Source organism: Lachnospira hominis (ex Liu et al. 2021), assembly GCF_014287955.1.
GTDB lineage: Bacteria > Bacillota > Clostridia > Lachnospirales > Lachnospiraceae > Lachnospira > Lachnospira hominis.
Genome location: NZ_JACOPD010000004.1, coordinates 147,649 through 159,693 on the forward strand (window position 1 = coordinate 147,649; position 12,045 = coordinate 159,693).

Genomic DNA, 12,045 nt, shown 5'->3' on the forward strand with positions numbered 1-12,045 from the left:
GAAATTTTGTTATGCAAAAAAAAATAAGGAAAGTTATGTCAGTTTTTATGGTATCTGCACTTCTGTTTTCAGGGTGTGGTATACATGGAACAGATAACGTTAAAAAAGAAGAGGACAACGAAAATAATAATATTGTAAAGCTTACTGTATGGAGCGAGAAAGATAATGTTGATACAACATCAAAAATGGTGGAGAGTTTTAAAGAACATTATAAAGATGAGGCACAATTTGATATTACAATTGGTGTTCAGGCAGATGCTAAAGTAAGAGATGTAATGCTTACAGATGTACATAATGGTGCAGATGTTTTTTCATTTCCTGATGATCAGCTTACATCACTTGTTGCAGGTGGTGTTCTGGTTGAGATACCTGATGCTGAAAAAGTAAAATCTGCTAATATTGAAGAATCGGTGAAAGCTGCTACGTTAGATGATAAAATATATGCATATCCTATGACAGCTGATAACGGTTATTTTATGTACTATGATAAAAATTATTTTTCGGCTGATGATGTAAAGTCATTGGATAAAATGATGTCGGTAGCGGCATCATCAGGAAAGAAGTTTGCCATGGAATTTAATTCGGGGTGGTACATGTATACATTTTTTGGTAATACAGGACTTAATTTATCAATTAATCCTGATGGCGTAACTAATAAATGTAATTGGAATTCTGAATCTGGTGATATTAAAGGAACGGATATTAAATCAGCACTTTCAGCTATAGCATCAAATCCTGGTTTTGTAAGCATGCCTAATGGAGATATTGCGGCTGCAATGAAGTCAGGGGATGTTATAGCAGGTATAAGCGGTGTATGGGATGTTATGAATGTAAAAGCAATATATGGCGATAATTATGGTGCATGTAAACTTCCGACATATACTGTTGCAGGCAAGGAAGTACAGATGTCTTCTTTTACCGGATATAAGATGATGGGGGTTAATGCATATTCAGAGAATAGGGACTGGGCATGCAGACTTGCGGACTGGATGACTAATGAAGATAATCAAAAACTGAGATTTAAAGAGCGTAATCAGGGACCGTCAAACATAAATGTGGCAGCTTCAGATGAAGTGAAAAAAGTTCCAGCAATACAAGCTGTAATTGAACAGTCTAAATATGGAACATTGCAGCGAGTTGGCAACAGTTTCTGGGATGCATGCAAAGATTTTGGCGATACGATATTGAGTGGAACTAATAATGGAATGACAGACCAGGAGCTTATGGATAAACTTGTTAATGGTATTACAGCATCAACTATTAAGTGATGGCTTTTATGATATTACATTGCTGATATTAAGATAAGCAGAATGGAGACTTTTATGGTAAATAAAAAAAGAACAAGCTTAAAGGTACTGATACTTATTCCCGTATTTATTCTTGGAATATTATCTGTGGTATCCAATATAATGGCTATTAATAATATAAGAATGGTTAATTCAAATGCATCTGATATTACGGATGATTGTATGAATAGTATATCAGAACTAGGTGAAATCCAGAATGCAACACAGTCAATACATAAGCTGGGGTTGTCTCATATTATTGCAACTGACCTTAATACAATGATTTCTGTAGTGGAAAATATAAGGAAGGAACAGTCAGAACTTGAAAATAATCTTGAAGATTATAAGAAGTATGTCAGTGATTCTGATCAGGAAGTTTATAATTCACTTGTACAGAATTATGAAATTATGAAAAAAGAGCTTGGAAGTATTATGGCATATAGTGCACTTGGTAAGAAAGAAGAGGCATATGCATTGGCAAACGGAGTAGTAAGCGATAGCAGCAGTGCAATACAGGAAAATATAAATGTATTAAAAGAACATGCTAATTCTACAGCTTCAACTGCAAGAGAAAGACTTTCGGCAGTATATACCGGTTCTCTTATATGTAGTATTGTTATTATTGCAATAAGTATATTGTTACTGCTTACAGCATTGTATTGTGTTATGAAATATATTATAAAACCGATACTTGCAACGAATAAAGATATTAGGGAAATTATAAGTGGAATAGATAATGGAGAAGGTGATCTTACTAAGAGAGTTACAATACTGTCTAATGATGAGATTGCTGATCTCGGTAATGGAATTAATATTTTTATGGAAAAACTTCAGGGAATACTTAAACTGATTATTGAGAATACAAACCTGATGGAAGGCGTTGTAGAGGCCGTAGATAAAAGTGTGGCTGCCTCTAATGATAGTGCTTCTGATTTATCAGCAATGACAGAAGAATTATCTGCAACTATGCAGGATGTAGGACAATCAGTTAATGTTATTAATGACAGTGCGAATAATGTACGTGAAGACGTTGATATAATAGCATCAAAGTCAAATGAAATTAATACATTTTCTAAGCAGATGAAAGAAGATGCTGATAATATGGAAAGTAATGCCAGAAACAATATGGAACAGACAAGTGAAAAGGTTGGTGAGATACTGGAAGTACTAAATAATGCGATTGAAGACAGCAAAAGTGTTGACCAGGTTAATAATCTGACTAATGATATTTTAAGTATATCAAGCCAGACCAATCTTCTTGCATTGAATGCATCGATTGAGGCAGCGAGGGCTGGAGAAGCAGGAAAAGGATTTGCGGTTGTTGCAGAAGAGATACGCCAGCTTGCAGATTCAAGCAGAGAAACAGCAAACAGAATACAGCAGATAAATTCGGTTGTAGTTAAAGCAGTATCTAATTTATCAGATAACGCTAACAATCTTGTTAAATATATGCAGCAGACGATACTCCCTGAATTTGAAAGGTTTGTAGATAGTGGTGCTTCATATAAAAATAATGCATCATATATTGAGGATGCTATGAATGAGTTTGTATTAAAAACTGACGCTTTAAAGAAAAACATTAATGAGATAGCAGGTTCTATTAACACTATTACGGCTGCGGTTGATGAAGGTGCGGAGGGTGTCAACAGCACGGCAGAAAATACACAGAACCTTGTTGAAGATATAGTTAATATCAGTAGCAAAATGAAAGAAAATAAGGCTATAGCAAAGACACTTCAAGAAAGTACAGATATATTTGCTATTTTTTAAATTGCTGTTTTTTAAATGAAAAAGCATGTTTAAAAACTGGGTAAAATATGTTATCATTATGTAAATTATTTTTAATAGGGAGAAAAACTAATGAACGAGAAAAATCAAGAAGTTGTTCGTGATGCACGACAGCTCGGAATTCCGAAAATGCTGATTCTTGGAATACAGCATATGTTTGCCATGTTCGGAGCTACTATTCTGGTACCTATTCTTGTAGCAGGATATTTTCAGAATGCATGTGGCGAACCAATAACAAGAGGCCTTACAGTATCTGTTACACTGTTTTGTGCCGGTATTGGAACATTAATTTTCCATGTCTGCTCAAAATTTAAAGTTCCTGCATTTCTTGGCTCATCATTCGCATTTCTTGGTGGATTTTATACAGTAGCCAATCTCAATACAGGAATTTATGCCGATATGGGTGCTAACGAGAAAGCTGCATATGCATGTGGCGGTATCGTTGTAGCAGGTCTGTTATATCTTGTTGTAGCTTTAATTTTTAAGCTTGTCGGTGTGAACAGAGTTATGAGATTCCTTCCACCGGTAGTTACAGGACCAATTATTATTTGTATTGGTCTTTCACTTGCTTCATCAGCAATATCTAATGCTTCAACTAACTGGCTTCTTGCCGTAGTTGCACTTGCTGTAATAATAATATTTAATATCTGGGGCAAGGGGATGTTTAAGATTATTCCTATCCTTATGGGTGTAATCATTTCATATGCTTTTGCATTGATTCTTAATGCATTTGGAGTTACAAATCCTGATGGTTCAGCAATACTTAATTTTGCATCTGTTTCATCAGCAAGCTGGATTGGTTTTCCAAAATTCCAGATTTGCAAGTTTGATATTACAGCAATTCTTGTAATGGCACCTATCGCTATTGCAACAATGATGGAACATGTTGGAGATATGTCAGCTATATCAGCTACTGTTGATGAGAATTTTATAGCAGATCCGGGTCTTCACAGAACAATAATGGGTGATGGACTTGCTACAGCGTTTGCAGGTCTTATTGGTGGACCGGCTAATACTACATATGGAGAAAACACAGGTGTCCTTGAACTTTCAAAGGTATATGACCCAAGAGTAATAAGAATTGCTGCAGGTCTTGCAGTGATACTTTCATTTATACCTAAGTTTTCAGAGATTATTTCTACAATGCCGGCAGCCATAATCGGTGGTGTATCATTTATGCTTTATGGTATGATTTCAGCTATTGGTGTAAGAAATGTTGTTGAAAATAAGGTAGACCTTACAAAGTCACGTAACCTTATAATTGCCGGTGTAATCTTTGTATGCGGTCTTGGTTTTTCAAATGGACTTACATTCACAATAGGTGAAACGCATATTACACTCACAGCACTTGCTATCGCAGCTATTGCAGGTATTATCCTCAATGCTGTTTTACCGGGTAATGATTACAGGTTTGGTGTAAATCCAAGCGGAGACCAAAGCCGTGGTGTATATGTAAGCAACACAGATGATGAAAAATAATTAAAAAGCAAATAATACATCTATATAGATGGAAAAACAGAGGTTAGGTTATAATGAATTTTAAAGAAGAAAAAAATATTACAATTTTTGAACATCCGTTAATTCAGCACAAAATTTCAATTTTGAGAGATAAGAGAACAGGAACTAATGAATTCAGAAAGCTTGTAGAAGAGATTGCCATGCTTGAAGGTTTTGAGGCAATGGGAGATCTTGAACTTGAAGATGTAGAGATTGAAACTCCAATTGAAAAATGCATGACTCCTATGATTTCCGGACGTAAACTTGCAGTTGTTCCGATTCTTAGAGCTGGTCTTGGTATGGTTTCAGGTATTCTTGCCCTTGTACCGACTGCAAAAGTAGGTCATATCGGTATGTATAGAGATGAGGAAACTCATGAACCACATGAATATTATTGCAAACTTCCAAGCCCTATTGAAGAAAGGCTTATTATTGTAACAGACCCAATGCTTGCAACAGGCGGCTCAGCAGTAGATGCAATTGATCAGATTAAAAAGCATGGTGGTAAAAAGATTAAGTTTATGTGTATTATAGCTGCACCGGAAGGTCTTGAGAAGCTTCATAAGGCTCATCCGGATGTTCAGATTTATGTAGGACATCTTGACAGACAGCTCAATGAAAATGCATATATATGTCCGGGTCTTGGTGATGCCGGCGACAGAATTTTTGGTACAAAATAATAATAGACTTGTTTTCTAAATAAATAAAAAATGGTTTTATGCCGGAAATCTTTATTGAAAATTAATATTGATTTCCGGCTTTTTTGTGTTATCATTATTAATGTGAAATATATTAGACGTGTAAAATATGGTAGGTAATGCGTATGGATAAATCATTGAGTATTGATACAGGGCATCATGAAAAGCTATATCAGGAAAGAATGAACTTTTTGCTGACGGGAGAAAAGGATAGGGTTTGTTCTATATATATAGATGTTACGGATAATAAGATGCTTGCTATTATAACACGTAAGCATAAGTATAATTACAATGAATTAAACAATATTTCTGTGAGATGCTGGCTTGATAAATATATATATCCTAATATTTCTGATGGATATAATCTGGAAGAGTTTAAGAAAGGTTTCACCAGAAAAGCTCTGTTGGAAGAATTTGAAAAAGGTGAACGTAATATACAATTTTATCATAGTTATTATGATGAAAATGGCAATTTGAAATTATACAAAGTGCGTGTCAGCCTTATAGAAAATCCGTACAACGGTCATATAGAAGCATATGCGGTCTGGAAAGACAGAACATTAAAATATATTGACAAAGAGATAAGTAAAATTCTGTATAACAATGATTATATAGGAATCGGAATTATAGACAGCTGTAAAGGAAATCTGTATATGCGTGCTGCTCATTTTGAGGGCATGGAAGTTGATGAACAGAAGTCATATGTATATGATGATATAGTAAAGCAGATGAGTGAGATAAGAATTGCCAATGAAAGTAAAGAGCAGTTCTTAAAATGTACGGCACTTGATTACCTTAATGATAACATGAATATAGCTGGAGTGTATTCATTTAATGTTTATAATATAAAAAATAAAGTTGAAAGATACAGCTATCACTGGTTTGATAAGAAAAAAGGTATTATTCTTGTTGTTATTGAAGATATGACAAAAGAACTTGAGACTGATAGTGTTACGGGTGCATTAAACCGTGAAGGATTTGTTCATAAAGCAGAAAATATAATTAAAAATAATCCTGACAAAGATTTTGCACTTTTATATTTTAATATCCAGAAGTTTAAGGCGATTAATGATTTATATGGTTATGCAGCAGGAGATACGGTATTACATCAGGCTGTTAATATTTTACAGATTTCTTTTTTGAAACCGCTTGCAATATCAAGGATAGAAGCAGACCGATTTGTTGTGCTGGTTGATAAGAACAATCTGGATTTTGAAAAGCTCACATCAATACTTCATCGTGTTTATGATAAAGATGGGATGAAAGTAGATATATATGTAAGATGTGGCATTTATTATATACCGAAAGACACGGATTTGAGTGTTTCTGATATGTGTGACAGGGCAAAGCTTGCAAAATTATATATACCTAATCAGTATGTACAGCCGTATGCTATATTTAATGAAGACATGAAATATGATTATGAGCAAAGAAGTCTTGCTCTGATTCAGCTGGATGATGCTATAAAAAATAGTGAGATAAAAGTGTTTTATCAGCCTATATATGATGCAAAAACGAAGCAGATAGCATCGGCGGAAGCTCTTGTACGCTGGGTTTCACCCAAAGGCGTAATACTACCGGGTAAATTTATTCCTGCACTTGAAGAAAGCGGACACATAACAAAGCTTGATACATATGTACATAAAAGCGTCCGTAGATTTATGGAAAATAGATATAAAAACGGAAAAAAGATTGTTCGTGTCGCAGTCAATTTATCAAGAATGGACCTGATGGATGGTGAAATCATGGATTTGATTATTGATGATGTAAAAGATGAACACTATTCAAAACAGATGGTTAATTATGAAGTAACTGAGTCGGCATATGCAAATGTTTCCGGTAAAGGTACCAATTTTCTTAAGCAGCTTCACGATAACGGTGTAAAGCTTCTTATTGATGATTTCGGAAGTGGTATGTCATCATTCAGCACATTAAGAGATTACAATTTTGATGTTATAAAGCTTGATATGGGGTTTGTGCAAAAACTTGGTGAAAATAAAAAATATAATAATATAGTAATGTCAATTATTGAACTCGCACACAGACTTGATATGAAAGTGGTCGCAGAAGGAGTGGAGACAAAAGAGCAGGCAGACTATCTTAAAGAATATGGATGCGATTATCTTCAGGGATTTTATTTTTCAAAACCGCTGCCTGAAGAAGAATTCGCAAAGCTTCTTGATTAATAATAATTATATTTGATGTGATAATTTTAATGAGTAAAATACATATGTCAGATGAGTAATATAATTTACCATTTGACATATGTATATTTTTTTGTTTATAATGCCAATAGTTAGCTGCAACTAATATAACTTAGATATGCATAACAATATTATAAATGAAAGGTATTATAATTATAAATGAAAAATATTATAAAAAATCCAATTAAAATTCTTTGGCTTGCAGCGGCATTTATCTCAATGGCACTTGGTGCGATTGGTGTTATTCTGCCGGTATTGCCAACTACGCCGTTTCTTTTACTTGCTTCCTTTTGTTTTGCAAAAGGGTCAGAGCGTTTTCATAAGTGGTTTACAAAAACAAAGCTTTATAAAAAGCATTTGGATAGTTTTGTGAAAAACCGTGCAATGACGCTTAAAACAAAGCTTTGTATATTGATACCTGCATCATGTATGCTTGTTCTTGCAATGATTGCAATGTCGAACATATATGGAAGAGTGTTTATTGTATTTCTTATAATATTCAAATATGTATATTTCTTTACAAAGATACAGACAATACCATCTTCAGCAAAAATAGAAACCGAATAGTTACCTGTTCAACTTCATATGTACATAATCCTTTTTTGTGGTCTTCGTATGCTTTTGCAATGATTTCGGTATCAATAAAAGCGTGCATTGCAGGGCGGACAAAAAAGTTAGGCTTTAAAAAAGTTCCGTCACTATTATACATAATTGAGACAGATGTACAAGCAGCACAATTTGATGCAATTGTAGGAAATGTAAATACAGGTTTGTCATCCGTTATGCACAGGCATTTTACTGTATCAAGTGCTTTGCCGCCGCCTACACCGAATACCATGTCAGCTTCGCTATATAGAGGTAATGCACGAAGTTTATCAACAGTTTCGTATGTACAGTCATTTCCATAAAGTTCGACGCCGATAATTTCAAGTGCTGTGTGAGATACTGCTTCTTTAATTTTGTCAAGTGCAGCTGCAAGAGCCTTTTTTCCACCGATTACAAGAACCGTTCTGCCGTATGATTCACAGACGGGACCAATCTTATCATAAATTGCATTACCGATAGAGTAACTCGGCAGATGTACTTCATAATTTTCAAGCTTCATAATAATTCCTCCATTAATTAAATAAATATTTTGTTAAATAACAAAATATAAAAAGGCATATCAACTCATTGTTATGTGAGTCAATACGCCTTTGTATTTTTACTTTATTGAATTAAAGTAAGTATATCATAAACCGGCGTTGATTTAAACCTGTTAAAATAAAAAACTGCACAGACGGAAAATATATATTAAAATTCAAATCTGTATAATTGGTGATTTTTTAAAATTGTGTATTTTTGTGTGAATTTAGATGTATTTTCAGAAAATGTAATATATTACAAAAATTTTATTGTTTTCTATTGTAAAAATAAACATGTGTATGATATTATAAAATTAATTTATATATTGTTTTGGTAAATGATAATTGAATATGAGAGGTGATGCGAATGAAAAGAATTAAATCATTTTTTAAAATATTGGGTATGCTTGTTTTATGTGCTTCGTTTACAGGCTGCGGTGTGAACGGCAATATCGATGATTACGCGGTTAATACGGGCTATGGTGATTCTGATACGGTAAAAAGTTCTTCAGGAGTATCAAGGGACAGCATAAAGGTTGGAGTAATTCATCTGTCTGATCCAGCCGAGGGCAGCGGATATACATATACGCATGATATTGGAATTATGGGTATGCAGCAAAATCTCGGATTGTCGGACAGTCAGATTATAAGAAAGATTAATGTTAATGATTCGGACAAAGAGGCTACGAGAAAAGCGATAAAAGAATGTATCGACGAGGGCTGTAACATAATATTTTCAACAAGCTGGGGCTATATGGAGACAACGGCACAGATGGCAGAAGAATATCCTGATGTTTATTTTTCTCACGGCACGGGTTACATGAGCAATGGAAAGAATTTTAACAATTATTTCGGAAGAATATATCAGCCGAGATATCTTAGCGGAATAGTTGCAGGAATGAATACAAAGACGAATAAAATAGGTTATGTTGCCGCAATGGGTTCGGAAAATTCAGAGGTTACGGGTGGAATTGATGCTTTTGCATTGGGCGTTTATTCTGTGAATCCTTCGGCTCAGATATATGTAAAGGTGACAAACAGTTGGTATGACCCTGAAGCTGAGAAAGCTGCGGCCTCTACGCTTCTTGACATGAACTGCGATGTTATAACACAGCATTGTGATACTACATATCCGCAGCTTCTTGCACAGCAGAAAAATGTATACAGTATAGGATACAATTCTGATATGAGTAAAGATGCACCCAATGCCTGCCTTTGCAGCGTTATATGGAACTGGAGTGCATATTATACGGCGGCTGTACAGAGTGTTATTGACGGAACATGGGACGGAAGCAATTATTACGGCGGTATGAATGAAAATCTTGTCGGCATAACACAGCTCGCTGATTTCTGCAAATCGGGAACACAGCAAAAAGTTGATGAGGCAAAGAAGGATATTATATCGGGAAAACTCGGAATATTTGACGGAGTTATAGAGACCAATACGGGAACGACAGTCGGAGAGAATGGAAAAACACTCAAAGATTCGGATATTACGGGAAATATTAACTGGTATTTCAAAACCGTGACAGTAGTACAGTAAGAGAATAATGGGAGGAATACAGCATGAATCTTAAAAAGAAAATATTGGCGGTTACAATCATTCCTGTACTTGTTTTGGGCATGGTTTCCATAATCCTTACTGTAACTATGGTAAAAAGTTCTGTTATGGAACAGGTTGAGGAATCTTTAAAAGGAACGGCATCGTCTACTTTGGCGGCATATGACCAAAATGCGGGAGATTACATTGTGACAACAAACGGAGATATATGGAAAGGAAGTTACAATGTATCCAAGTCGGAAAATCTCGTTGACAGAATAAAAGAAAATACAGGTATGGACGTTACATTTTTCTACGGAACAAAAAGAGTGATGACATCGGCACTTGACGCAAACGGTGAAAGAATTCTCGGTTCGCCTGCTGGAGATGTCATAACGCAGAAAGTGTTAAATGATGGAGAAGAATATTTTACAAGCCGTGTTTCGCTGGATGGAGTTATGAATTACGGCTATTATATGCCTGTATATCAGAACGGAAGCAATGATGAGATAATCGGAATGGTGTTTGTCGGAACAAACAAGGCGGACAAGGACGCTGTTTTAAACAGAATTATTGCAATGATATGCACTGCTGTTGTCATTGTTATGGCTATATGTATCGGCATAAGTATGAAGATTGCATATTCTATAAGTTCAGATATAAAGAGAAGTGTAGGAATCGTGGAACAGGTTGCGGGAGGCAGTCTTAATATAGACGTTGACAAAAAGATGTTAAACCGCAAAGATGAAATAGGTGATTTGGCACGAGGCACAGTATCGCTTAGCAATGCAATGAACTTGGTAATTAACGAAATATCGAGTAATTCAAAGCTTTTGCTTGAAACTTCGGGTGTTCTCGGCGAGGCGGCGGACAATACCGACAAGACAATGAATGAAGTCAGTGCAACCGTTAGTCAGATGGTTGAAAATTCAACAATACAGTCAGCCAATTCTAAAGCTGCGTTTGACCATATGAAGATCATGGAAAATAATATCAGCGAAACTACATCAGAGGCGTCTCTTCTTAGCGAATCAGCCGTGTCTATGCAGAAGTCAGGAACAAAGGTTTCTGAGACGCTTTTTAAGTTGTGTAATATCAATGACAATGTAAAAAATATAATTGAAGAAGTGAACGAGCAGACAAATCGCACAAATGAATCCGTAAACAAAATTAATTCGGCAATCTCATTTATTTCGGCTGTTGCTGAAGAGACTAATCTTTTGAGCCTTAATGCGTCTATAGAGGCGGCAAGAGCAGGTGAAGCCGGAAAAGGCTTTGCGGTTGTTGCACAGCAGATAAAGAAGCTTGCGGAGCAGTCTAATGATTCAAGTAAGCAGATTGACGATATAACAAAGGTTCTTATGCAGGATTCGTATAAATCTGTCGAGATTATGCAGAAAATGCAGGATATAGTTATAAGTCAGAGCGAAAGCATGGAAGAGACCCGTATTATTGTGGGACAGGTTCTTAATGATATACGCAGTTCAAAGGACAGCATAGAATTAATAATGAACAGTACGGTTAAACTTGAAGGTTCAAGAAATAAGGTGTCTGGTGCCGTTGAAGAACTTGCAGAAATTGCGGGACAAAATATGGAAAGCACTCAGAGAACATTTGAGGAGACGCAGAAGGTTACAGATACGTTCAAGGAAGTGTATTCAGGAGCCGTCAAGCTTAGGGAGATTGCTGACAAGCTAGCTGAGAGTGTGTCATATTTTAAGATGTAATAAAAACTGCTTACAGTTCATAAGGCAGATTATTATAGTGATACGTTATTATATTGGAATTAAAACTTTAAATTAATAATATTAAAAATTAATATAAGATATGTTGCATTTTCTCATATCAGGTGTTAGTATAATTAACTGCTGCGTAGATTTGGCGTGATTTAAAGGCCGTATTACGTGC

General features: G+C 35.3%; 9 protein-coding genes. 8 read left to right on the forward strand and 1 reads right to left on the reverse strand.

Going from position 1 to position 12,045, the window contains the following annotated elements; translation table 11 throughout:
- Positions 1-11: 11 nt before the first annotated feature.
- The 6 genes from H8S01_RS06820 to H8S01_RS06845 all read left to right on the forward strand — a co-directional run bounded on the left by H8S01_RS06820 (position 12) and on the right by H8S01_RS06845 (position 8,040).
- Positions 12-1,268, forward strand: coding sequence for an extracellular solute-binding protein (locus H8S01_RS06820; RefSeq protein ID WP_186836656.1), 1,257 nt, complete (start codon positions 12-14; stop codon positions 1,266-1,268).
- 54 nt (positions 1,269-1,322) lie between these two features.
- Positions 1,323-3,056 (forward strand): methyl-accepting chemotaxis protein, encoded by a 1,734-nt coding sequence (locus tag H8S01_RS06825; protein WP_186836657.1) that lies wholly within the window; start codon positions 1,323-1,325, stop codon positions 3,054-3,056.
- Between the two features lie 90 nt (positions 3,057-3,146).
- Positions 3,147-4,553 (forward strand): uracil-xanthine permease family protein, encoded by a 1,407-nt coding sequence (locus H8S01_RS06830; protein WP_186836658.1) that lies wholly within the window; start codon positions 3,147-3,149, stop codon positions 4,551-4,553.
- A 53-nt stretch (positions 4,554-4,606) separates the two neighbouring features.
- Positions 4,607-5,251: a uracil phosphoribosyltransferase gene (gene upp, locus H8S01_RS06835; RefSeq protein ID WP_186836659.1), complete on the forward strand. Its 645-nt coding sequence runs from the start codon at positions 4,607-4,609 to the stop codon at positions 5,249-5,251.
- Between the two features lie 143 nt (positions 5,252-5,394).
- Positions 5,395-7,455, forward strand: coding sequence for a putative bifunctional diguanylate cyclase/phosphodiesterase (locus H8S01_RS06840; RefSeq protein ID WP_186836660.1), 2,061 nt, complete (start codon positions 5,395-5,397; stop codon positions 7,453-7,455).
- A gap of 177 nt (positions 7,456-7,632) precedes the next feature.
- Positions 7,633-8,040 (forward strand): YbaN family protein, encoded by a 408-nt coding sequence (locus tag H8S01_RS06845; RefSeq protein ID WP_207723031.1) that lies wholly within the window; start codon positions 7,633-7,635, stop codon positions 8,038-8,040.
- On the opposite strand, the gene H8S01_RS06850 is transcribed toward H8S01_RS06845, so the two are convergent.
- The gene (locus H8S01_RS06850; protein WP_243204268.1) at positions 7,991-8,578 is read right to left on the reverse strand and encodes an iron-containing alcohol dehydrogenase; all 588 of its coding nucleotides are present in this window, start codon (positions 8,576-8,578) and stop codon (positions 7,991-7,993) included. The genes H8S01_RS06845 and H8S01_RS06850 overlap by 50 nt on opposite strands.
- A gap of 386 nt (positions 8,579-8,964) precedes the next feature.
- Between H8S01_RS06850 and H8S01_RS06855 the strand changes: the two genes are divergently transcribed.
- Both H8S01_RS06855 and H8S01_RS06860 read left to right on the forward strand, forming a co-directional pair.
- Positions 8,965-10,140 carry a BMP family ABC transporter substrate-binding protein gene (locus tag H8S01_RS06855; protein ID WP_186836661.1) on the forward strand — a complete coding sequence of 392 codons (1,176 nt, stop codon included), beginning with the start codon at positions 8,965-8,967 and terminating at the stop codon, positions 10,138-10,140.
- Between the two features lie 23 nt (positions 10,141-10,163).
- Complete coding sequence (locus H8S01_RS06860; protein WP_186836662.1) at positions 10,164-11,864, forward strand: methyl-accepting chemotaxis protein; 1,701 nt, start codon at positions 10,164-10,166, stop codon at positions 11,862-11,864.
- The last annotated feature ends 181 nt before the right edge of the window (positions 11,865-12,045 follow it).